Here is a 22,942-nt window from a genome sequence, read left to right as displayed (position 1 = left end):
GGAGGCGAATCGAGGCAAGCAGAAGCTATGCCACAGGCTTAACATCATCCATGACGACGTTATCCATAGCAGCTCGATTGATCTGGTGAACGTAGATAGAAAGGCGGATGGCCGTGCGCGACTCCCCGTTAATGAGGATGTCGGAGAACACGGGCGCGCAGGAAATATCAAAACCGGTTGGAATCAAAAAACCGCGCGCGATAGCCACGGCCTTAATGGCCTGGTTGACAGCACCGGCGCCGACACACTGGATGTTGACGGGTACACCATCCTTGACCATGCCGGCGATGGCGCCGGCAACGGACGCGGGCGATGATTTGCTTGATACCTTCAGGCAATCCATGAAGAAACTCCTGCGTTTAAAAGTACGTTTTAACTGCAATAACTGTATCGTACCGAGTGGACTCGGTAAAGGCACTATTCCTCTTTGGCAAGATCGAAAGTCACAGTGATTCGATCACGCGAAACACGAATCTTTGGGTCGCCGCAAAGGTTGAGATAGTACCGGGCGGCAAGGTCATTAAAGTCACGCTCCACAGCACGCGAAAACTGTGCCATATCATCCTTGGCAATACGTAGCCCGCGACGATCCTTCGCAAGATCGACAGGAGCCGGCGCATGCGAGGACGAATCACGCTCGCGCAGCAGACGCGCGGTCACACCGCGAACGGGCTTAATCTGCCCTGCCAAAATGCGATGGGCCGTGCGCTCGGACATCTCAAGACCCAAACCCGAACAAATACGGATAAAGTCCTCGGCATCAGAGGCAAGGCCTAAACGGTCGACAACCGGAAGCTCGCTCTCGTCATCAATAAACAGGAGACGAGACGTATCGAGCCTACTTGACGCCTGAGCATAAAGGGTCGCGGCAATCTCAGACGGAGAACCAAGATAGACATCGCAACCACGCAACTCCTCGAGCGCAAACTCACAAGCAGCGCGAATAATATTATGCGGGCCGCGAGCACAGACATAACGTCCGTCCTCATCCTTGACGGCCTGGGGCCAGCTGGACTGATCGGCACGCTCACTGAGGCGATCGGCCGCAACGCTCACCTTAAAGGCCGAGCCAAGGTCGACACCTGACGTGACCACACGGGCATCGTCGGTGTTCTGCTTGATCGAAAACAATGCCATGCCACGACCGTGAACACCCCAACGGTCCATCTTCATGCTCTCGAGCTTGGAGGTAACGCGGGCATCGAAGATTCGCTCTTGCATATCCTGCGGAACGCCCGAACCGTTATCCAGAAAGACAAGCGTGCGGACGCCATCTTCCTTAGTCGTGGCGAGATAGACTTTGTCGGCGCCGGCATCGCGAGCATTACGGAGCATTTCGATGACGATATCCTCGACATGCTGAATGTCGTGCTTTGCCTGGCGCCGCTCGGCCTCCGAAACGCGGAGGCGGAAATACCCCTCGCCAAGGTTCTCCTCGACGCGAAGGTTGCCCTCCCCCGACATCGACGCGATAAATGAGATGAGCTCGTTCGCGTCGCTCATGTTATTTAGCGATATCGACAGCGCGGCTCTCGCGAATCACGACGACGCGCACCTGACCGGGATACTCCATCTCTTCCTCGATCTGATGGGCGATATCGTGAGCCAGGACCGTGGACTGGGCATCGGAGATCTTGTCCGGCTGAACCATGACGTGGACCTCACGACCAGCCTGCATGGCATAGGTACGCTCGACACCGTCATGGGAGTTGGCGATCTCCTCGAGCTTCTCAAGACGCTTGATGTAGTTCTCGGCAGACTCGCGACGGGCACCGGGGCGAGAGGCGGAGACGGCATCGGCGGCCTGTACCAGGACATCGAGCACCGTGTTGGGGTCGACATCGGCATGGTGAGCCTCGATAGCGTGAACGATAACGGGCTTCTCGCCATAACGTCGGGCAAGCTCGGCGCCGATGACGGCATGCGGGCCCTCGACGTCGTGGTCGATTGCCTTGCCCAGGTCGTGCAGCAGGCCGGCGCGCTTAGCGGTCACAACGTCCAGGCCAAGCTCGGAAGCCATCACGCCGCACAGATCGGAAACCTCGAGGGAGTGCTGAAGCACATTCTGACCAAACGAGGTACGGTAGCGCAGGGCACCAAGGGTCTTGACGATCTCGGGGTGCAGGTCGTGGATACCGGTATCAAAGGCAGCCTGCTCGCCAGCCTCGCGCACGCGCTGCTGAACCAGACCGGCAGCCTTGTGATACATCTCCTCAATACGGGCGGGGTGAATGCGGCCGTCGGCGATGAGGTTCTCGAGGGCGACACGGGCGGTCTCACGACGGACCGGGTCGAAGCTCGAAAGAACGACGGTCTCAGGCGTGTCGTCGATCACGAGGTTGACGCCGGAAACCTGCTCGAAGGTCCGGATGTTGCGACCCTCGCGACCGATGATACGGCCCTTGAGGTCATCAGAGGGAATGTGCACGGAGGTAACGGTGACCTCGGCTGTGTGGTCGGCAGCGCAGCGCTGAATCGCCAGGGACAGAATCTCCTGGGCGGTCTTGTGGCACTCGGCGCGAACCTGCTGCTCGGACTCGCGAATGATCGTGGCAGCCTCGTGGGTGACCTCGCCGCGAACCTTATCGAGGAGCTCCTTGTGGGCGTCCTCACGGGTCAGGTCGGCGATACGCTCGAGCTCGGAGGTCTGCTTGGCGCAGAGCTCCTCAAGCTCGCGGGAGCGCTTCTCGACCTGACCGGCCTGGCTGGACAGCTGGTGCTCACGCTTGTCGAGAGCGTCGTTTCGGCGATCAAGGGACTCCTCGCGCTGCATCACACGGTTCTCGAGCGTACGAATCTCGCTCTTACGCTGCTTGTCCTCGGCCTCGGCGGCCTGCTTGTTCTTGATGATCTCCTCTTTAGCCTCGAGCAGAGCCTCTTTTTTGAGGGTCTCGGCCTGACGCTTAGCATCACCGATCAGGGACTCAGCCTGTGCGTGTGCCGACTGGATCTTTTCGTCGGCCTCGTGAAGACTACCCTGCTTGGCGGTGCGCATGTAGGCAATGGCGGCGATGGCACCCAAAACGATGCCAACGAGCGCTGCGATGATAGGCATGCTCACTCCTTTTTATGGATTCGTTACACAACAAAGCGAACCGTCCTTACGAACGGCTCGCGACATTTGAGTAATATGGGCGCAGCTTATGCGGGTCGGATACAGATAAACATATAAACAAACTCATCACAGATGAGCACATATCACAAAGCAAATGACAGTGTTTATCGTACGTTGAACCACAACAACTGTCAAATAAATGGCCCCGGCACGGCGGCTAAAACGCGGTGAACGGCAGGGCCACAAAACGCATACGCCTAAACCGCACATTCCTCGCGTTCGGCATCGAGACGTGCCTTAACGGCATCGGCGGCGATGTGATACGAGAAGCCCTTGCCCATCAAAAACCGAACCAGTTTTTCGAATCCGCGCGTCTCTGGAACACGCCGCTTGGCGAGCAGGGCTGACGCACGCGCCAAATCATCTTCGACGGCAAAATAATCCTCGGGATAACCGGGAATGTCATCGAGCACGACATGACGGCGCTTGAGCTCGGTCTCGATTTTGCGCTGTCCCCAACCGCGCCGCTTGCGCTCCTCGATAAAGTACGAGCAAAAGCGGTTCTCGTCTAAAAAGTGATACTCGGTGGCGCGCTCGACGGCGAAATCGATCGCGGGCTGGTGAAAGCCGTAGCGAGCCAGCTTGTCACGGACCTCACCCGTCGCATGGTCGCGGCGCGATAACATCTCGGTCACCATGGTAAGCGCACATTTACGCTCGAGGAGCTGCACCGCCTCACGAAAGTTATCCCAATCGCAGGGCAGATCGGGGCGATTTTTGACATACAGGCGCGCGACCCGCACGGGAATCCAAATGGACCGCTCAAAACCGCCCTCAAGCTCACAATCGAAATGTGCGCAAGGCTTTTTGGACGCATACCCGCTCGAGAACGAGGAGGCCGCCTTCTTATCGGGAAAGACGACCGTGGCCTCGGTCACCGTATACGACATGAGCGTAACCGCTACTCGTCGTCATCATCGAGCATGGCGGAACCATCGATGGCGTAAAGCTCGTCAAACTCCTCAGGCGCAGGCTGATCGGTCAGCTCGACCTCGGACGGAGCATCGTCATCAAACTCAAGTCCGCAGGCAAGGCGGACCTTATGCTCAATCTCGTCAGCGCAATCGGGGTGTTCGCGCAGGAACGCCTTGGCGGCCTCGCGACCGTTGCCGAGCTTGTCCTCGCCATAGGCAAACCAGGAGCCCATCTTCTTGCAGATGCCGCACTCGACAGCCATGTCCAGAATCGAGCCCTCCTTAGAGATGCCCGTACCGTACATGATGTCGAACTCAGCAGAACGGAACGGAGCTGCCACCTTGTTCTTAACGACCTTGGCGCGCACGCGGTTACCGATAACCTCGTCCTTAAGCTTAATGCTGTCGATACGGCGAATGTCGATACGCACCGAAGAGAAGAACTTAAGGGCGCGGCCGCCCGTCGTAGTCTCGGGGTTGCCGAACATGACGCCGATCTTCTCACGCAGCTGGTTAATGAAGATGCACGTCGTGTTGGACTTGGACAGCGAGCCGGCGAGCTTGCGGAGCGCCTGGCTCATCAGGCGAGCCTGAAGACCGACCGTAGTGTCGCCGATTTCTCCCTCGATCTCGGCACGCGGGGTCAGCGCGGCGACGGAGTCGACGACGATGGCATCGATGGCGCCGGAACGCACGAGCATGTCAACAATCTCGAGCGCCTGCTCGCCCGTATCGGGCTGGGAAATGAGCACCTCGTCGATATCCACGCCGATGCGCGCGGCATACGTGGGATCAAGCGCGTGCTCGGCATCGATAAATGCCACAACGCCACCCATTGCCTGGGCCTCGGCCAGGATCTCGAGCGAAAGCGTCGTCTTACCGGAGGACTCAGGACCGTAAATCTCGACGATACGGCCGCGCGGCACGCCGCCGATACCCAGCGCGGCATCGAGGGCCAGGGCGCCCGTGGGAATGGCCTCGACCTCGAGCTCGGGACCACCGTCGCCGTACCTCATGATGGAACCCTGGCCGAATTTCTTCTCGATCTCGGCCTTGGTGGTGGCGATCATCTCATCGCGCTCTTTACCCGTCGTGCGAGCATGAACGGTACGTACGGGACCTGAATTCTTGGCCATGAATAGCCCTCCTCTTAACAACCTGCATCGATAATAAACGAACGGCTGTTCGTGGTCAACCGTTCAGGCCAATCATATGCAGGCGGTCTTTCCAAAACCCAACCAAACGCCGACCAAACACTGACCAAATGCTTGACCACAAAGGACCAAATATGAACAAGGCAGGCAAAAATACATCTACAACCAGCACAAACGCCAAATGAGCCTAAGGTCCCTATCTCCACAATTAAGGGGCTCGGAGGCCCCTTAAAACACGTCTATTCCATAGAGTTGAGCACAAGGGCAATGCGACCCAATGCCTCCGTGACCGCATGGGCACGAACACACGAACGGTCACCCTCATAGTGGCAGCGCACAGAGTCCACGACCGGCACGCCCCCATCGGCGGAACGATGCGCCCAGCCAATATAGAAAGTGCCCGCCGGATCGTCCTCAGTGCCACCGCCGGGGCCGGCATAACCCGTTGCGCTCACTGCAATATCGCTCTGGTACAGCTCCAGCGAACCCACCGCCATCTCGCGCGCGGTCTGATGCGACACCGCGGTATAGCGGTCGAGCGTCTCCTGCTCAACACCAAGAACACGATGCTTAATCTCATCGCAATAGGTCACCGCACCGCCACGCAGCACCGCCGAGGCGCCCGGGATATCGGCAATCGTCGAGGCGATCATACCCGCCGTCAGCGACTCAGCCGTCGAAACAGTCACGCCCCGAGCGCTCGCGCGCTCGACAATATCACGCGCCAGCTCCTCGTTATGTGCGGAAATCTGCTCAAAAGAGTCCGTCATACCCACCAGGACCTAGACCGAAAAGACGATCTTGCGGCAGTTCCAGAAGTACTGGGCGCCCGAGATAACGGTCAGGACAACGGCAACGGCGTACAGGAAGCGCGACACCGAGTAGATGCCGAGCGTCAGCGCCACCGGGCCAAGGTGCAAGCCGGCCATAGCAAAAACGCACAGGTAACCGCAAATGGAGACCATCGTGGTTGCCGTCTTATACTTGCCGAGCTTATCGGCCGCAACGACCACACCGGCCGCACTCGCGACCATGCGAAGGGCGCTCACCAGAAGCTCACGGAACAGGATAATGAACACGGACCACACGGTCACCGCGCCAAAATCCAAGAACAGCAGCAGGGCCGAGAACACGAGCAGCTTATCGGCGATGGGGTCCAAGAACTTACCGAAGTCGGTGATCTCGTTGCGCGAACGCGCCAGATAACCGTCGACCTTATCGGTGCACGACAGGATCACATACAGAATGAAGGCAGCAGCGGCGAGCGGGCCGTCGAAGGTGCTCCAATCCGTACCGGCAACACTCGTGTGAGAAAGCGCCGACACAATCATGAACACCGGGATAAAGACGATGCGAACGCACGTCACGATGTTGGCGGGCGTCCAGACACTCGTCAGTTCCTTATTACTCTCGTTAGCCACGACGCTCTCCTACTCCACAACATGACCGATAAGCTCATAGCAGAAGCTATCGGTAAACTCGACGGTCAGAATATCGCCCACGGACGCCTCGCTGGCGTCCAGATGCACCGCGCCATCGGAATCGGGCGCCTGGAACCAGGCATGGCCGATCAGCTCGGCGCCATCCTCGGTCTCTTCGATACCGTCGACGATTACCTGGGCGCGCTCGCCCACATGTGCGGCGGTGGCGGCAAAACCGAGCGACTCGGCCAGGTCCATGGCCTCCTGGGCGCGCTCGAGCTTGACCTCTTCGTCGACCTGACCCTCCATCTTAGCGGCCAGGCTGCCCTCCTCCTGCGAGTAGGCAAAGACACTCGTGTAGTCAAAGCCGACGGTGTCCATAAAGTCGATAAGATCGCGGAACTCGTCGTCGGTCTCGGTCGGGAAGCCGACCATGGCCGTGGAACGAATCACGATGCCGGGGATGCGCTCGCGAAGGTCGCGGAACAGATCCTCGAGCTCCTGGCGCGAACCGGAGCGACGCATGGCCTTAAGGATGCGCGCGTCGCAGTGCTGCACGGGGATATCGATATAGGGCAGCACCTCGGGCGTATCGCGAATCGTCTCGATGAGTTCGTCAGTCATGCCCTCGGGCTGCAGATAGAGCACGCGGACCCAGACGTTGTGCGGGCGCACGGCCTCGGCGACGGCACGCAGCAGCTGCGCCAGATTGCGCGGCGAGCCATCGGCGACGTCCTCGTCGGCAAAGTCGGTACCCCAGATGCCCGTGTCCTGGCCGATCAGCACGATCTCGCGCACACCGCCGGCAACCAGGTCGCGCACCTCGGAGATGATGCTCTCGGAATTGCGCGAATGATAGCGGCCGCGGATGTAGGGAATCATGCAGAAGCTGCAGAAGCGGTTGCAGCCATCGGAAATCTTGACGTAGGCGACAGCACCCTCGACGGTACGTTTGACCTGCGGGATATAGGCTGCAATCTCACGCTCGACACCCAGCACGCCATCGATGACCGCCACGATGCCGTCCTCCTCGTCGGCCTTCACAAAGGCAGCGACCTCGGGCAGCTCGTCAGGCAGGTCATCGCCATAGCGCGACGGCACGCAGCCGCACATGACGATGGGGCAAGAACGAACGCCGTCCTGAACCTCGTTGGCGAGCTCGAGCGTGGTCTCGATGCTCTCGGACGTTGCGGAGGCGAGGAACGAGCAAGTATTGACGATGGCGATATCGGCATCCTGCGGGTCGAATGCCTCCTCGTAGCCCGCGGCGGTCAAAAGAGAACGCATGCGGTCGGTGTCAACCTCGTTCTTAGCGCACCCGAGGGTGATGTAGAGCACGGAGCCCAACGGTGTATCCATGTTGGAGAGCAGTCCTTTCGATTGATATTAGCGGTAGTTGGTGAACTGCAGCGGCTGGCCGTAGTCCTGGTCGCGCAGGAACTGGATCACGGTCTGCAACGCGTCCTTCGAAGCAGAGGAAACACGCAGCTTGTCGGCCTCGATGGTCACCTTGACTTTGAGCTTTTGGTCCTTGATGTCCTTGTTGATCTTCTTGGCGGTCGCCTGGTCGATACCCTCGACGATATGGCCGAGCACGCGCACGGTACCGCCCGATGCCGCCTGCGGAGCATCCCACGAGACAGCCTTGAGGTCAATGCCGCGCTTGATGAGCTTGGAGCTCAGCACGTCGATAATCTGCTTGGAGACAAAGTCGGCCGGGGCGTTGATCGTAAAGAGCTTGTCGCCCTTCGAAAGCTCGATCGTGGCGCCGGAATCCTTAAGGTCATAGCGCTGGGAAATCTCGCGCGTGGTCTGCTGGAAGGCGTTGTCGACCTCTTGCATGTTGACCTCGGACACGACGTCGAAGCTGGAATCTTTAGCCATGATGTTTCCTTTCGCGTACGAGCGGCTTAGTAGCTATCGTACGAATAGTCGGTAGAATCGGTGGGCGTCTGACCGTCAGGTGCGGTATCGGCGCCATCCGTGGACTGGGCATCGGTGCCGTCGGTGGTGTCGGTACCATCGGCGGTGTCGGCACTATCAGAACTTTCACCATTCTCGGAATCAGTCGTCTTCTTCTTGGGAACGGTGATCGTCACACGCGCCACGCCCGAGGTCTTGGTATCGTAACGGACCTTTTCGCCGTTCTTGGTAACGGTGACATCGGAAGGCTTGGACGTGGTGATCTCGATCGAGGACTCGGGCGTGTACTCCTGCTCAAAGGGGCCAGTCGCCTGGGCGCCATAGACCGACTTTCCGTCGACCTTGACCTCAATCCACGCGGTCTTTCCCTTGGCAACGGAGACTTTGACCTTCGTGACCTCGTTCTCTTCCTTCTTTGCCGTCGTCTTGGTAGCGTCCGAATCAGTCGACTCATCCGTCGCCTCATCGGTGTCTTCGTCCTCGTCGACCGTTTCGGTCTTCTTAGAAGACTTCTTGGTCGTAGTCTTGGTAGCAGTGGGCGTCTCGGGCGTGGTCTCGGGCGCCGAAGATGCGCAGCCGCGCAGAAGCACCACGATGAGCACGATCAGCAGCAACGCCACGGCACCGATGCCGGCGTAGACGATACGCGGATCGAGCCCGTTGTTTTGAGGAGTACGGGATCCGCCGCGTCCACGACTGGAACTGCTGCGGCCGCCTCCCTGAGGCATACGACCACGATTGCTATCGGAACGGCCGCGATAGCCGCCCTGGCCCTGAAGGCTGCGCTGACCCGAGCGAGGCGCAAGTTCACCGCGGCCTTGATAGCCACGCTGGCCCGAACGCGGAGCCGAAGAGCGCTGGCCATACGGCTGTGATTGAGAGCGAAGACGCGGCGTCACCTGCGTGGTATCGGCATCCGCATAGCCACCGCGAGAGCGTCCCGTAGAGACACCACGGTAACCGCGATCGGAATAGCCGCCGTCGCCGTAGCCGGCACGAGGGTCACGCGCCACGCCGCGAGCAGCGGGAAGTGCACGGTCCTCGGGCATCGGTGTGCTGCGGAACCGGTCACGCTGTGAGCGAATCTCCTCGCCCGAACCCGTCTCGGTGATATAACCGGCCTGCTGAGGACGCTGTCCATAGCGGGTCGAACGACCGCCCTGAACCATCAGGAAGCGCCCGTTATCGACCGAGGAACGCGAATTGACGTAGCCGGCGGCGTCCTGAAAACGACCGCCCTGCTGCGACGTCTCGCGTTCGTATGCCATCAGGTCGTCAAAGTAGGCATTGACGACCTCGCGCGGATTGAGGCCCAAAAAGCGAGCATAGCTCGAAATCATGCCCTGCGCATAGCCGCGCGGCGGCATCGAAGCAAAGTTACCGGTCTCGAAAAACTCGATGATCTGCGGCCTGATTTTGATGGTGTTGGCGACCTGCTGAATGGAAAGGCCCATTCGGCGACGCTGCTCGAGCAGCATGTCACCAAAGCGTGCAGCCATCAGAATCCTCCAAACTCACGATCTTCACGTGCCATCTCGGCGTCGACAGATTCCAGCGCGGCAAGCCCCTCCTCGTCCAACAGGACCTCGCGCGGCTTGGAACCGTCGGGCGGGCCGACGACACCCTTTTCTTCCAGCATGTCCATAATACGCCCGGCACGCGCATAGCCAACCTTCAGACGACGTTGCAGGCCAGATGTGGAGCCAAGCTGCGATTCCACCACAATATGAGCAGCTTCCCAGATAAGCGGGTCGTCGTCCTGAGGCTCGGCAACGCCGGTACGGACAATGCCGCCGCCACCCGCCATGGACATGGAAGCGGGCGCCACGGCAGACAGGATCTCCTCGTGGTAGTCGGGCTCGCTCTGCGACTTGACGAAATCGACAATCTCATTGATTTCATCGTCCGAGACAAAGCAGCCCTGAATACGGCGAGGCTTACCCCAGTCGACCTTGGAGAACAGCATGTCGCCCAAACCGGTGAGCTTTTCGGCACCCATCTGGTCGATGATGACGCGCGAGTCGATGCCCGTGGCGACGTTAAAGGCGATGCGGTTGGTAATGTTGGCCTTGATAAGGCCCGTCACCACATTGGAACTGGGTCGCTGCGTGGCCACGATAAGGTGGATACCGGCGGCACGGCCCAGCTGTGCAATACGCACGATCGAGGCCTCGACATCCTTACCGGCGACCATCATCAGGTCCGAGAGCTCGTCAATGATGATGACCAGATAGGGCATCTTTTGCGGCGGATTGTCGTAATGCTCAAACTCGCCGGCGGCCTGCTTTTCGTTGTAGGTCGAAATCTTACGCACGTTAAGGCGCTCGAAGACCTTCAGGCGACGCTCCATCTCGGACACGGCCCATTGCAGGGCGCTCGCAGCCTGCTTGGGTTCGGTAACGACCGGTACGTAAAGATGCGGCAGGCCGTTATAGCCCGCGAGCTCGACGCGCTTGGGGTCGACCATGATCAGGCGAACGTCCTCGGGAAGCGCGCGCATGAGCAGGGTCGTGATGATGGAGTTGATCATGACCGACTTACCGGAACCGGTCGTACCGGCAATCAACAGGTGAGGCATCTTGGCAAGGTCGGCGACAACCGGCGTGCCCTCGGCATCGCGGCCGATGGCGAGCTCGAGCGGACCGCCCTTCACATAGGGCAGCACGTCGCCCAGATTGACGTTTTGGCGCTTGCGATTGGGAATCTCGATGCCCACGAGCGAGGTGCCGGGGATCGGGGCAAAGATACGTACCGACTGGGCAGCGAGCGAAAGCGCGATATCGTCCTCGAGGCTCGAAATCTTGCTCACGCGCTCGCCCTCACCAGGCTGCAGCTTAAAGGTCGTCACCGTGGGGCCGGCGATCCAGCCGACCACACGGGCACTGCGGCCAAACTCAAGCAAGGTGGATTGCAGTGACTCAGCGGTCTGCTCCAGCTCCTTGTCCGAAGACGCGGCGGAAGCCGACTGAGGGTTGGCATGCAGGATTTCGAGCGGCGGAAGCTTGAGGCCGTCCTCTTCTTCGCCCTCGTTATCTGCGGCGCCACCGTCTGCTCCCCCATCGCTAGAAGTAGACACCTCGACAGCGCCCGCGACAGCCGTATCGGCAACCTTGGGATGCTTCAGGAAATCGGGGATCTGCGGAGCTGCCGAGACAGGATTAACGGCAAACGGCGGCTCGGACTCGTCGATCTTATCGGGGTCGTCTTCCATCGAAAGCTGGCCGGTTACCTGGTCGCGCTTTGCATGGCAACGCGACAGCAAAGTTGTCTTTGCGGTCTCAATCGGAGCCTCGTCGTCCCCGTCATCGCCCTCGGTGAGCTCAATCTCGCTATCGGACCAGGACGGGTCGGGCTCACTCGTATTGAGCTTAGGCGCAGCCTTGCCCTTCTTGGCATGGCGGCGCGGTAACAATGTGGTCTTGGCCCGCTCAGCTTCCACTGCCTCGGACACGTCGACAAACGGATCCTCGTCCTCGTCGTCATCGTCCAAAACCGGGTCCACATCGTTGCCCATGACTGTGGTCACGGCAGCATCGGAGCCCTTTTGACGAAGAATGCTCAGGTGCGGACGGGCAACGCCGGGCACCGACAGGGCTTCGTCGTCACCCCACGGACTCGCGTTAACATCGGCACGACGGCGCTCGGCAAAATCGGCCGCGCGGTCGCGAGCAGAGCGCAAAACGCCGCCAACCGAAAAGCCGATGATGACCAAGCCCACGACGACAAGGCCCAACAGGACTACCATCGCGATAGGCTTACCCAGGGCATTCTGCAGCGCACTCGCAATAAACGCACCGATGTAGCCACCCGAGGCGGACAGATTTTGCGGCGTAAACATGAGGTCGCACGAATCGCTCGTGCCCGGCACCATCAGCGAAAGAATGGAGACGACGGCGATAAAGACCACGGCGCCGCCCGCAACAGAGCGCACGTTGAGCGGCGAGTCCTCGCCTAAAAAGAGCGTGGCGGCAAACAGCAAGATGACGATCGGCAGCACGTAGGCGCCCAGACCAAAGCCCAGGTGGTAGAAACCGGCAACCGCAGCCGTCACGGGCGCTGTTGCCGGAGAGATCACGGCAATGAAGGACGCAATCGCCAAAACGGCGATGACCACGCCGGCGATATCGCGGTTGGCCGAAGGCTCGACCAGGGGCTCGAACTCATCGAAGTCCGCCTCGTGGCCCTTATTGGCACGCAGATGGGAACCGGCACCCTTAGCAGATGCCGGTTGGTTATTGGCCTTATTGCCTTTGGCGTTTTGTGCAGATCCGCGCGCCAAACTAAACCTCCATGACGACCGGGATGATCATCGGACGGGTGCGCGTACGGCTCCAGATAAAGTTAGAGAGCGAATCGCGCACGGCCTTGCGAATGGCATCGGAACCGCTGCTCGTAAAGCTGAACTTGCCCTTCTCGATCGTCTTCATGATGGACGCGGAGGCATCCTCGGAGAACTGGTCGTCGATGGCAAACGAGACGCCACGGCCCGAGAACTCGATGGCCTCAATCTTCTTGTGCTTGAGCGAGACGATGGCAACGGCCGTGACCATACCGTCGTTGGCGAGCTTCTGACGATCGCGCAGGACGATGGGGTCGGTATCGCCGATACGCAGGCCGTCGACGTAGACGACGCCGGACTCGACGGGCGTACCGCGCTTGACGATACCGCCGCGCATCTCGAGCGTGTCGCCGTTATCGAGGATAAAGATATGATCGTCCTTGATGCCCATCTTGCGGGCCAGCTGGGCATGGGCGCGCAGATGCACGGCCTCACCGTGAACCGGCATAAAGTACGTGGGCTTGGCCATGGCCATCAGGAGCTTGAGTTCCTCCTGGCTACCGTGACCGGAGACGTGGACGAGAGCGCGGTTCTTATCCCACACGTCGCAGCCGAGCTTGGCCAGGCTGTTGACGACCTGCTGGACGGCCTTCTCGTTACCAGGAACGGGAGTTGCCGAGAGGATGACGGTATCGCCCTCGTGGATAGAGAGCGTCTTGTGCTCGCCGTTGGCCATGCGAGACAGGGCCGACAGCGGCTCGCCCTGCGAACCGGTGCACATGACAACGATCTTGTCGTCAGGCAGGTTATCGATATCGAAGGCATCGATGATATCGGCATCGTCGATGTTGAGGTAGCCCAGCTCGCGCGCGACGCGGGTGTTCGTGAGCATGGAGCGACCGGTCACAACGACCTTACGGCCGCACTTGCGGGCAGCATCGCAGATCTGCTGCAAACGATGAATGTGGCTCGAGAACGACGCGACGAACACGCGACCCGGGGCGTTCTTGATGGCGTGCAGCAAGTTGGGACCGACCTCGGCCTCGGACTTGGTAAAGCCGGGAACCGTGGCGTTGGTGGAGTCGGACAGCAGCAGGTCGATGCCCTGCTTGGCAAAGCGGCTGATAGCGGCATAGTCAGGCGTGACACCATCGATGGGCGTCTGGTCGAGCTTAAAGTCGCCGGTGTGCATAACGGTGCCCTGGTTGGTACGAATGAACACGCCCAGAGCGCCGGGGATGGAGTGCGTCATAGAGAAGAAGTCGAGCGAGATGCCGCCGAGGTTGACATGGCTGCCGCCCTTGACCTCGCGGAACTTGGGTGCGCGGATGCGGAACTCGGAGAGCTTGCCCTCGATAAAGCCAAGCGTCAGCTTGCTCGAGAAGATGGGCACCTTATTGTTGAGGTCCTGCAGCAGATACGGAAGCGAACCGGTGTGGTCCTCGTGGCCGTGGGTGACGACGATACCGCGGAGCTTCTCCTCGTTCTCCAGGACATAGGTGTAGTCAGGAAGCACCAGGTCGATACCGGGCTGGGAGTCATCCGGGAACATGAGACCAGCGTCGACGAGCACCATGTCGTCGCCGCACTCGAAGACCGTCATGTTCTTGCCGATGCCGTCAAGGCCGCCGAGCGGAATGATCTTCAAGGGAGATGATTTTTTAGCTGCCATAGGTTAGTGTGGTTTCCTTTCTTCGAAACGGGTCTGGAACAACCGACGGGGCGCTTCTGGCAAACCGACCGCCGGGAACGTACAAACATGCATCACAGAGTCGACGCAGTAACCACAGTATGATACCCATTTGCCCACCAACAGACCACCCATGCATCAAAGCCCCATCTGAACCCGTCTATCCCGCCGGTTTCCCGTGGGGCGGGCACTGATGAAGTTTCCTGCTCTACAGTCCTGCTCACGACGGAGGCCACATTAAGTGGCCTCCTGTTCGTGCGGAACTCGCGATAAACTTCATCAGTGCCCGCCCCACGGGAAACCTGTAAAAAAGGGACAGGTTTATTTTGGTCGGTTTTATCTGGGAAGATGCTGCTGCGGCTATCTACAGATCTGAAATCTGACTACTAAATAGACTGTCTAACTCAATAGCGAGCGGCACTAACCAGCCCTTTTGCTTGCGCCCGGGAGGGCCGCATGTGAAGTTTATCGCGAGTTCCGCACGCAAAGGAAAGCACTTAATGTGCTTTCCGTCTTGCGCAGGACTGTAGAGCAGGAAACTTCATATGCGGCCCTTCCGGGCGCAAGCAAAAGGGCGACCCCTGTCCGGAGTCGCCCTTGTTGAGCTGCTTATGTGTAGCTGTTACTCGGCGTCGTGGTGACGGCGGGGCTTGCGGCCTCCGTTGTCGCCGGGACGGCGCGGACGGTCGCTGCGCTCGGAGCGCTCGCGACGCGGACGCTCACGGCGCTGGAAGTGCTCGCCGTCGCCCTCAGAGGCACCCTCGGCGCGAGCCGGGGCCTCGGGCTTGTCAAGACGATCGAGCGAGATCTTGCCGCGATCGTCGACCTCGATGACGACGACCTTGACCTCGTCACCCACGTTGAGGACGTCCTCGACCTTCTCCACGCGGCCCTTGGCAACGCGGGAGATGTGCAGCAGGCCGTCCTTGCCGGGCAGCAGGTTAACGAAGGCGCCGAAGGGCTGGATGGAGACCACGCGACCGGTGTACTCCTCGCCCGGCTCGGGAACCTTGATGATGAGCTTGATGCGCTCGACAGCCTGGTCGACGGACTCGCCGGTGCCGCCGACAAAGACGGTGCCGTCCTCCTGGATGTCGACCGAAGCGCCGGTCTCATCCTGGATACCACGGATGACCTTGCCGCCGGAACCGATGACGTCGCGGATCTTGTCGGTCGGAACCTGGATGGAAACGATGCGCGGAGCGGTGCTGCGCGTGGTGCGGCGCGGCTCGGGGATAACATCGAGCATCTTCTGCAGGATGAAGGCGCGACCCTCCTTGGCCTGCTGCAGAGCGCGGGCCAGGATATCGAAGGTGAGGCCGGTGGCCTTGTTGTCCATCTGCAGGGCGGTGATACCCTCGGTGGTGCCGGTGACCTTAAAGTCCATGTCGCCCAGGAAGTCCTCGAGACCCTGGATGTCGGACAGGACCACGGTCTTGCCCTCCTCCTGGATCAGGCCCATGGCGATACCGGAGACCGGGCGCTTAATGGGCACGCCGCCGTCCATAAGGGCGAGCGTGGAGCCGCAGGTCGAAGCCATCGAAGAGGAACCGTTGGACTCCATGACCTCGGAGACGACGCGGATGGCATAAGGGAACTCGTTCTCGTCGGGGAGCACCGGAAGCAGGGCGCGCTCGGCCAGGTTGCCATGGCCGATCTCGCGGCGCTTGGGGCTGCCCATACGGCCGGTCTCGCCGGTGCAGAAAGGCGGGAAGTTGTAGTGGTGCATGTAGCGCTTGCCCTCAGTGGGCTCAATGGTATCCAGACGCTGGCCCTCGTTGAGCATACCGAGCGACAGGACGGAGAGCACCTGGGTCTGGCCGCGCTGGAACAGGCCGGAGCCGTGAACGAGCGGCAGGTAGTTATCCTTCACCATGATGGGACGGATCTCGTCGGCGGCACGGCCGTCGACGCGCTCACCAGTCTCGACGACCATGGTGCGCATGGCCTTCTTCTCGAGCTTCTTGAGCGCCACGGGGATCTCGCGCTCCCAAGCATCCTGCTCCTCCTCGGTGAACTCGGCGCGGATGGACTCCTTCAGAGCCTCGACCTTGCCGATACGGGAGAGCTTGTCGGCGTCGCGAAGGGCGGCTGCCATCTCGTCGTAGTGGGCGAAGATGCGCTCCTGGACCTCCTCGACGGGCTGGTCGAGCGGGTACTCCTTCTTGACGATGGCGCCGTTGACCTGCTCCCACTCGGCGACGAACTCGTCCTGAGCCTGGCAGAAGGCAGCAAGGGCCTCCTGGCCAAACTTCATAGCGGCGAGCATGTCGTCCTCGGAGATCTCCTCGGCGCCGGCCTCGACCATCGAGATGAAGTCGGCAGAGCCGCCCAGCTCCAGGTCCAGATCGGAGTTCTCGCGCTCCTCATAGGTGGGGTTGACGATAAACTCGCCGGTCTCCACGTTGCGGCCGATGCGCACACAGGCAAGCGGGCCCTCGAAGGGCACGCCGCCGAGCGTCATGGCCAAGGAGGCGCCCATGACGTTGATGACGTCGAAGGGGTTGACCTGGTCAGCGACGAGTGAGGTAGCGACGATGTGCACCTCGTTACGGAAGCCGTCCGGGAAGCTCGGGCGGATCGGGCGGTCGATCATGCGCGCAGTGAGCGTGGCCTTCTCGCTGGGACGGCCCTCGCGCTTGAGGTAACCACCCGGGATGCGGCCGGCGGCGTACATCTTCTCGTTGAAGTCGACGGTCAGCGGGAAGAAGTCGTAGTTCTTGCGCTCCTTGGAGACGACCACGGTGTCGAGCATCGTGGTGTCGCCCTGCTTGACCAGGCACGCGCCGGTGGCCTGCTTGGCAAGCTCGCCCGACTCAAAGGTGTAGGTCTTGCCGTACAGCTCAAAGGTCTTGGATACGAGTGTCATTGTTCTCCTTTACCCCGCAGACCCCTTGCCTGCGGGCTTCTCATGTGACGCGAGCCCCCTGCCCCCGCCACGCTTCAGAGCGTGATTGTTCACGCCCTTACACAAAAAGAGCGCCCCGCTGCGCAGGACGCTCTTAGCATGTACAAATCCTTACTGGATGTTGTCGCGGATGCCCAGAGCCTTGATGAGCTCACGGTACTCGACGATGTCGTTCTTCTTGATGTAGGAGAGAAGACGACGACGACGGCCGACGAGCATGAGCAGGCCACGACGGGTGTGGAAGTCCTTCTGGTGGGACTTCATGTGCTCGGTCAGCTCCTTGATGCGCTCGGTCAGGATGGCGACCTGAACCTTGGGGTTGCCGGTGTCGACCGGGGTGTTACCGAACTGGGCAGTCAGCTCCGCCTTGCGCTCTTTGGAAACAGTCATTGTTTCACCTTTCATTTTACGTCGCCCGCGGGCGACTCGATTCGCCTCGGACTGGGAAGCCGCCGGTGGAGCGAGCATCCAAGGTCGAGGTACCAACAGGTCGGTATGTTACCACAAGCAGCCCGCGCCTGCGCATCATCACCGACCCAACATGAATTCCATCGCACGGAGGCGCTGATCGGTGTGCGTCGCCGCCCACACATGCGAAAGCCCGAGCAAGAACGCCGCCGTATGCGGGTCGATTCGCTCGGCCATGAGTGCATCGAAGGTCATGGACATGAGGGCGCGCAGCCATGCGACCTCGCCGGTCGACACCAGCTCGGCACCCGGAACGCTCGACGCGCACGACCCGCACATGAGCCCGCCCGCCTGTGGTGAAAAATACGACAGCATGGGGTCTCCGCACAGCACGCAGGCCGAAAAATCGGGTCGATAGCCAACGTGCGACAACAGCTTAAAGACATATGCCGCCACGAGCAGGTCCATATGTGCCGAGTCGAGCCCGCTGCCGACAAGTGTGAGCGCCCGCTGCGTGATGGCAAAGGTAAACGGGTCCTCGGCGTCCTCGAACGAGCACACGCGCGCGACCTCGGCAATCGCGCTTGCGGCGCAAGTCGTCTCGTAATCGGGCGCAGCGCCGAGCGGCGCTTCCATAAGCTCGGCCTGAGAAACCACGTCGAGCGAGCGTCCATGTGCGAGCAGCATATCGACGGTACAGAACAGCTCGCAGCGCGCCGCCAACCGCCCGCCGGGTTTGCGGGCACCCTTAGCCACGGCACGAACCTGCCGACCCCGCTCGTCAAGCATCGTCAGGATCAGGTCGGTCTCTTTGAGCTTCGTCTTGTCGAGGACGAGCACCTTGGTGCGATATGTCCGGGAGCCTGCCATGCGTGCCGCGCGCCCTTAGTCCTCGGCGTTGTAGCCGAAGCGGCGAATCTGGGCCTCGTCGTCACGCCAGCCGGCCTTGACCTTCACGTCCAGCTCCAAAAAGACCTGCGTGCCAAAGATGCGTTCAAGGTCGCGACGGGCGTCGATGCCGATATGTTTGATCATCTCGCCGCCCTTTCCAATGATGATGCCCTTTTGGCCCTCACGCTCGACGTAAATGGTGGCGTGCACGCGCAGCACCTTCTTGGTCTGCTCGAGCGCATCGCAGATCACGCCCACGGAGTGCGGGATCTCGTCACGGGTGCGGCGCAAGACCTTCTCGCGCACAAACTCGGCAACGAGCGTCTCGTCGGAAGCGTCGGTACCCATGTCCTCGGGGAACCAACGCGGACCTTCGGGCAAAAAGTGCGCAACGGTCTCGATAAAGGCATCGACGTTGAAGTTCTTGACCGACGACGTCACGATCTCGTCGTCATACTCCATGAGCTCGTGGGCGGCCTTGAGCTGTTCCATAACCTGTGCGGGGTCGGCCTCATCGGCCTTAGTGAGTACCAGAACCTTCTTGGAACGAGCGTTCTTGACGCGCTCGGCAACCCAAGCGTCTCCCCTGCCGATCGGTTTGGTGGCATCAATCAAAAACGCGACGACATCGACATCGTTCAGCTCGAACAACGCGCTCTTGTTGAGCTCGGATCCCAGACCGTCCTTGGGCTTATGAATGCCCGGGGTATCGACAAAGACCAGCTGGTAGCCGGGACGGTTGACGACGGCGCGCATGCGGCGGCGGGTCGTCTGGGCCACCGGCGAGGTGATGGCGACCTTTTTGCCATAGCAGGCGTTGAGCAGCGTGGACTTACCGGCGTTGGGACGACCGACCAGGGCCACGAAGCCGCTGCGGAAACCAGGCTCAACGTCGCCAAAGCCCGCGAGGCTGTCGTCCTCGTCGCACAGGGCGTCGAGCTCCTCATCGCTCATGCCCTCAAACGGGTCGAACTCCTCGGCCTCGTCAAACGAATCGGCACCTTCAGCCTCGTCCAGGACCTCGTCATCCAAAACTTCATCGGCAGACTGCATATTGTCGGACATGGGAATCCCTTTCTAAATAAAGCCGAGCGCGTGGGCAAATACCAGCAAGCCCACAATCGCGGCGGTGATGGAAAGAACGTATACAGAGGCGGCGGCGATGTCCTTCGCACGCTTGGCCAGCGGATGGAGCTCCTGGGTCGCTAGGTCGACGATAGCCTCCATAGCGGTGTTGCACAGCTCGCCGTGAATCACCAGGCCACAACAGATGATAATCGTGGCCCACTCGGCAATGTCGAGGCCCACGATACAGCCGGCAATGACGGTGCACACGCCCGCCACGAGCATGACCTTAATGTTGCGCTCGGTCTTGACGGCGGTGACGAAGCCCTCCATGGCGTAGGAAAACGACTTTAAGAAGGACGGATGGTCCTTGTTCGATCCGGGAATCATAGACGGCTCCTAGTCGTGGGCGTGGTTGGTGATGGGGCCGACGTGGACTAGCTTGGGGTCCTCGCCGCGCTCGAGCGCCAGATCGCGCAGGATGGCGTCCTCGCGGGCCTCCATGACCTCGGCCTCGTCGTCCTCGATATGGTCATAGCCCAGCAGGTGCAGCATGCCGTGTACGAGCATCAGACGACACTCGTCAGCGGGGCTATTGCCAAAACCGGGGGCCTGACGGGCAATAACCTGCGGGGCCAAGATGATATCGCCGAGCTCGAGCGTCTCGTCGGCGGGAATATCCTCGTCAAAGGCCGAGTCGCATTCAAACGAGAGCACATCGGTGGTGCGGTCGATACCGCGCCACTCGTGGTTGAGCTCGTGCATCTCGTCCTCGTCGACATACGAAAGGGAAATCTCGACTTCACGCTCAACGCCCTCGGCGGCAAGCACAACCTCGCAGATGTGCTCCACCTCATGCGCGTCGAGCAGCGTATCGAGCTCGGCATCGTTGCTGATCAATACACTCAACGGGACTCCTTTCGGTCACGTACGCGCTTCTCGCGCACATCATCATAAGTATCGTATGCCTCGACGATACGTCCCACCAAGGCATGGCGCACCACGTCGGCACGCTCGAGGTGCGAAAATGCGACATCATCGACACGGCCCAAAATCTTCTCGACATCCGCCAAGCCACCACGACGACCCACCAGGTCACGCTGGCTCAGGTCGCCGGTAATCACGAACTTGGAGTTGAAGCCCAGGCGCGTCAGGAACATCTTCATCTGCTCGGGCGTGGTATTTTGCGCCTCGTCGAGCACCACGAAGGCATCACTCAGCGTGCGGCCGCGCATGTAGGCAAGCGGGGCGATCTCGATCACGCCGCGCTCCATAAGCTCATCGGTGCGCTCGCGATCCATCATGTCAAAAAGGGCGTCGTAAAGCGGACGCATGTAGGGATCGATCTTTTCCTCGAGGGTGCCGGGCAAAAAGCCCAGATTCTCCCCCGCCTCGACAACCGGACGCGTCAAGATCAGACGGCCCACCTCGTGACGCTTGAGCGCGGCAAGGGCGAGCGCCATGGCCAGATAGGTCTTACCGGTGCCGGCAGGACCCAGGCCAAACGTGATGGTATGCGTGCGGATGGCATCCACATAGCGCTTTTGGCCGAGCGTCTTGGGGCGAATGACGCGGCCGCGATACGAAAGCAGCACGTCATCGCGAAGCGACGTAGCCTCGTGCTCACCGTCGCGCAAGACGGCCAGGCAGCGAGAGACATCGTCGGCAGACAGAGTGCGCCCGGCGGCCGCCTCGCGAAAAGCGTGCTCGAAAAAGCGCGCCACGAGTTCGACCTCGTCCGGGTCGCCGCTCACGGAGATGCTATCGCCACGGGCGACCACATGAGCGCGAACCAAGCTCTCGAGCGCACGAAGGACGCCGTCGCCGGCGCCCAAAACGCGCGAGGGATCAATCCCCTCGGGAACGGTAAGTCTAATCTTCGAGGCTTCCATGAACCTCCCTGCGTGCATGGACCAAGCCGGAATCATCGACTCCGATGATAGCAACATCGAGCAGGCACGGAGCTGTAAGTCCACAGGTATCGTCAAGACGGGCATGATGGAACGAGCCGAGCGTCAGGTTGTCACCATACTCGAGCACGGCACGCTCGACCGTGCCCACGCGAAGACGAGCGTCGGCAATGGCGAGCTCCTGTGCGGCGGCCCGCATACGGCGGCTGCGCTCGGCCATAACCTCGGGCGGCACCTGGTCGGGCATCTCGGCAGCAAGGGTGCCGGGACGCTTGCTGTAGCGGAACACGTGCATACGCGAGAAACCCACACGGCGGCACAGCGCCAGCGACTCCTCGAACTCCTCGTCCGTCTCGCCAGGGAAGCCGACAATAACGTCGCAAGAAAGTGACGCCTGTGGCAGATTGGCGCGAATCATACGCACCGTGTCCTCAAAGGCCTCGGCACTATAGGGACGGCCCATGCGATGCAGGGTCGCCGTGCAGCCGGACTGCACGGGCAGGTGCAAAAACGGGGCGACACGCTGCGGGTAGCGCGCCATAACCTTAAGCAGGCGCTCGGAGATATCCATAGGCTCGACCGAGGAAATGCGCACATGCGGAATAGACGTGCGCTCCATGATGGCCTCGAGCAGCTCATCGATTTCGACGTGCTCGTCGGTCGCGCTCTTGCCATCGTAGGCACCCAAGTTCACACCGGTCAGCACCACCTCGGGCACGCCGGCCTCCTGGGCCTCGCGAACTTGCTCGAGCACGGACTCGACGGGCACGGAGCGCTCGGGGCCGCGTGCCTTCCACACAATGCAATAGGTGCAGCGATGGTTGCAGCCGTCCTGAATCTTCACGCCCAGGCGAGAGCGACCAAGCACATCGACCACCTCGCCATCGCTGCAGGCGGGAACGTTATCGGACTCAACGCCCAGCACCTCGCAGACACGTTCGGCGACATCGATCTTGGACGGCTCGGCGATCACGCGATCCGAAAGCTCCAGCAGCTCCTCAGGATGCAAATTGACCACGCATCCGGTCACGACCACATAGGGCTCGTTTGGATAGGCCAGCGCATGACGGACGGCCTTACGGGTCTTGGCCTCGGCCTCGCCCGTAACGGCACAGGTGTTAATGACGATCAGGTCGGCATCCTGGGGCTCCACCATAGCAAAGCCCAGACGCATAAGATCGGCAGTGATACGGTCAGATTCAACCCGGTTGACACGGCAGCCGAGGTTGACGACGGAAATATGGGGTGCGAGCACGCGGGCTCC

The 22,942-nt window shown here is 60.7% G+C and carries 20 protein-coding genes; all 20 read right to left on the bottom strand.

Going from position 1 to position 22,942, the window contains the following annotated elements; translation table 11 throughout:
• Window positions 1-25: 25 nt before the first annotated feature.
• Window positions 26-343, bottom strand: a complete 318-nt coding sequence (locus tag ABCN01_RS02820) for a stage V sporulation protein S (RefSeq protein WP_006235982.1) — start codon at window positions 341-343, stop codon at window positions 26-28.
• 74 nt (window positions 344-417) lie between these two features.
• Window positions 418-1,503 carry an ATP-binding protein gene (locus tag ABCN01_RS02815; protein ID WP_342996789.1) on the bottom strand — a complete coding sequence of 362 codons (1,086 nt, stop codon included), beginning with the start codon at window positions 1,501-1,503 and terminating at the stop codon, window positions 418-420.
• Window position 1,504: 1 nt separating this feature from the next.
• Window positions 1,505-3,055: a ribonuclease Y gene (rny, locus tag ABCN01_RS02810; protein WP_342996788.1), complete on the bottom strand. Its 1,551-nt coding sequence runs from the start codon at window positions 3,053-3,055 to the stop codon at window positions 1,505-1,507.
• A gap of 257 nt (window positions 3,056-3,312) precedes the next feature.
• Complete coding sequence (locus ABCN01_RS02805; RefSeq protein ID WP_342996787.1) at window positions 3,313-4,005, bottom strand: regulatory protein RecX; 693 nt, start codon at window positions 4,003-4,005, stop codon at window positions 3,313-3,315.
• Window positions 4,006-4,016: 11 nt separating this feature from the next.
• Complete coding sequence (gene recA / locus ABCN01_RS02800) at window positions 4,017-5,165, bottom strand: recombinase RecA (RefSeq protein ID WP_022094695.1); 1,149 nt, start codon at window positions 5,163-5,165, stop codon at window positions 4,017-4,019.
• Between the two features lie 257 nt (window positions 5,166-5,422).
• Window positions 5,423-5,953 (bottom strand): CinA family protein, encoded by a 531-nt coding sequence (locus ABCN01_RS02795; RefSeq protein WP_055309901.1) that lies wholly within the window; start codon window positions 5,951-5,953, stop codon window positions 5,423-5,425.
• Window positions 5,954-5,965: 12 nt separating this feature from the next.
• The gene (gene pgsA / locus ABCN01_RS02790; protein WP_006235973.1) at window positions 5,966-6,514 is read right to left on the bottom strand and encodes a CDP-diacylglycerol--glycerol-3-phosphate 3-phosphatidyltransferase; all 549 of its coding nucleotides are present in this window, start codon (window positions 6,512-6,514) and stop codon (window positions 5,966-5,968) included.
• Between the two features lie 99 nt (window positions 6,515-6,613).
• Window positions 6,614-7,963, bottom strand: coding sequence for a 30S ribosomal protein S12 methylthiotransferase RimO (gene rimO / locus ABCN01_RS02785; RefSeq protein WP_342996786.1), 1,350 nt, complete (start codon window positions 7,961-7,963; stop codon window positions 6,614-6,616).
• A 27-nt stretch (window positions 7,964-7,990) separates the two neighbouring features.
• Window positions 7,991-8,488 carry a YajQ family cyclic di-GMP-binding protein gene (locus ABCN01_RS02780; protein ID WP_022094699.1) on the bottom strand — a complete coding sequence of 166 codons (498 nt, stop codon included), beginning with the start codon at window positions 8,486-8,488 and terminating at the stop codon, window positions 7,991-7,993.
• A 26-nt stretch (window positions 8,489-8,514) separates the two neighbouring features.
• Window positions 8,515-10,026, bottom strand: coding sequence for a RodZ domain-containing protein (locus ABCN01_RS02775; RefSeq protein ID WP_342996785.1), 1,512 nt, complete (start codon window positions 10,024-10,026; stop codon window positions 8,515-8,517).
• Complete coding sequence (locus tag ABCN01_RS02770; RefSeq protein ID WP_342996784.1) at window positions 10,026-12,806, bottom strand: FtsK/SpoIIIE family DNA translocase; 2,781 nt, start codon at window positions 12,804-12,806, stop codon at window positions 10,026-10,028. The genes ABCN01_RS02775 and ABCN01_RS02770 overlap by 1 nt, the downstream gene beginning before the upstream one ends.
• Before the next feature lies 1 nt (window position 12,807).
• A complete protein-coding gene (locus tag ABCN01_RS02765) occupies window positions 12,808-14,478 on the bottom strand; it encodes a ribonuclease J (RefSeq protein ID WP_006235967.1) in 1,671 nt (556 codons plus the stop codon).
• 640 nt (window positions 14,479-15,118) lie between these two features.
• Complete coding sequence (locus ABCN01_RS02760) at window positions 15,119-17,365, bottom strand: polyribonucleotide nucleotidyltransferase (RefSeq protein WP_342996311.1); 2,247 nt, start codon at window positions 17,363-17,365, stop codon at window positions 15,119-15,121.
• A gap of 150 nt (window positions 17,366-17,515) precedes the next feature.
• Complete coding sequence (gene rpsO, locus ABCN01_RS02755) at window positions 17,516-17,794, bottom strand: 30S ribosomal protein S15 (RefSeq protein WP_099431792.1); 279 nt, start codon at window positions 17,792-17,794, stop codon at window positions 17,516-17,518.
• A gap of 138 nt (window positions 17,795-17,932) precedes the next feature.
• Window positions 17,933-18,682 carry a DNA repair protein RecO gene (recO, locus tag ABCN01_RS02750; protein ID WP_342996312.1) on the bottom strand — a complete coding sequence of 250 codons (750 nt, stop codon included), beginning with the start codon at window positions 18,680-18,682 and terminating at the stop codon, window positions 17,933-17,935.
• Window positions 18,683-18,697: 15 nt separating this feature from the next.
• Window positions 18,698-19,768: a GTPase Era gene (era, locus tag ABCN01_RS02745; RefSeq protein WP_342996313.1), complete on the bottom strand. Its 1,071-nt coding sequence runs from the start codon at window positions 19,766-19,768 to the stop codon at window positions 18,698-18,700.
• Between the two features lie 12 nt (window positions 19,769-19,780).
• The gene (locus ABCN01_RS02740; protein ID WP_099431794.1) at window positions 19,781-20,158 is read right to left on the bottom strand and encodes a diacylglycerol kinase family protein; all 378 of its coding nucleotides are present in this window, start codon (window positions 20,156-20,158) and stop codon (window positions 19,781-19,783) included.
• Between the two features lie 9 nt (window positions 20,159-20,167).
• Entirely contained in the window at window positions 20,168-20,677 is a 510-nt protein-coding gene (gene ybeY, locus ABCN01_RS02735) for an rRNA maturation RNase YbeY (protein ID WP_342996314.1), read from the bottom strand.
• Window positions 20,674-21,660: a PhoH family protein gene (locus ABCN01_RS02730; protein WP_342996315.1), complete on the bottom strand. Its 987-nt coding sequence runs from the start codon at window positions 21,658-21,660 to the stop codon at window positions 20,674-20,676. The genes ybeY and ABCN01_RS02730 overlap by 4 nt, the downstream gene beginning before the upstream one ends.
• A complete protein-coding gene (locus ABCN01_RS02725) occupies window positions 21,641-22,933 on the bottom strand; it encodes a MiaB/RimO family radical SAM methylthiotransferase (RefSeq protein ID WP_342996316.1) in 1,293 nt (430 codons plus the stop codon). The genes ABCN01_RS02730 and ABCN01_RS02725 overlap by 20 nt, the downstream gene beginning before the upstream one ends.
• Window positions 22,934-22,942 lie beyond the last annotated feature (9 nt).

Source organism: Collinsella aerofaciens (genome assembly GCF_039062365.1).
Lineage (GTDB): Bacteria > Actinomycetota > Coriobacteriia > Coriobacteriales > Coriobacteriaceae > Collinsella.
This window is presented reverse-complemented; position numbering and strand designations above follow the sequence as displayed.

Coding starts and splice junctions, on each gene's coding strand:
- recO (WP_342996312.1), bottom strand. CDS start 18,682: ATGGCAGGCTCCCGGACATATCGCACCAAGGTGCTCGTCCTCGACAAG.
- ABCN01_RS02765 (WP_006235967.1), bottom strand. CDS start 14,478: ATGGCAGCTAAAAAATCATCTCCCTTGAAGATCATTCCGCTCGGCGGC.
- ABCN01_RS02815 (WP_342996789.1), bottom strand. CDS start 1,503: ATGAGCGACGCGAACGAGCTCATCTCATTTATCGCGTCGATGTCGGGG.
- era (WP_342996313.1), bottom strand. CDS start 19,768: ATGTCCGACAATATGCAGTCTGCCGATGAAGTTTTGGATGACGAGGTC.
- ABCN01_RS02730 (WP_342996315.1), bottom strand. CDS start 21,660: ATGGAAGCCTCGAAGATTAGACTTACCGTTCCCGAGGGGATTGATCCC.
- pgsA (WP_006235973.1), bottom strand. CDS start 6,514: ATGATTGTGTCGGCGCTTTCTCACACGAGTGTTGCCGGTACGGATTGG.
- ABCN01_RS02740 (WP_099431794.1), bottom strand. CDS start 20,158: ATGATTCCCGGATCGAACAAGGACCATCCGTCCTTCTTAAAGTCGTTT.
- ABCN01_RS02820 (WP_006235982.1), bottom strand. CDS start 343: ATGGATTGCCTGAAGGTATCAAGCAAATCATCGCCCGCGTCCGTTGCC.
- ABCN01_RS02805 (WP_342996787.1), bottom strand. CDS start 4,005: ATGTCGTATACGGTGACCGAGGCCACGGTCGTCTTTCCCGATAAGAAG.
- ABCN01_RS02780 (WP_022094699.1), bottom strand. CDS start 8,488: ATGGCTAAAGATTCCAGCTTCGACGTCGTGTCCGAGGTCAACATGCAA.
- recA (WP_022094695.1), bottom strand. CDS start 5,165: ATGGCCAAGAATTCAGGTCCCGTACGTACCGTTCATGCTCGCACGACG.
- rimO (WP_342996786.1), bottom strand. CDS start 7,963: ATGGATACACCGTTGGGCTCCGTGCTCTACATCACCCTCGGGTGCGCT.
- rpsO (WP_099431792.1), bottom strand. CDS start 17,794: ATGACTGTTTCCAAAGAGCGCAAGGCGGAGCTGACTGCCCAGTTCGGT.
- rny (WP_342996788.1), bottom strand. CDS start 3,055: ATGCCTATCATCGCAGCGCTCGTTGGCATCGTTTTGGGTGCCATCGCC.
- ABCN01_RS02775 (WP_342996785.1), bottom strand. CDS start 10,026: ATGGCTGCACGCTTTGGTGACATGCTGCTCGAGCAGCGTCGCCGAATG.
- ABCN01_RS02760 (WP_342996311.1), bottom strand. CDS start 17,365: ATGACACTCGTATCCAAGACCTTTGAGCTGTACGGCAAGACCTACACC.
- ABCN01_RS02795 (WP_055309901.1), bottom strand. CDS start 5,953: ATGACGGACTCTTTTGAGCAGATTTCCGCACATAACGAGGAGCTGGCG.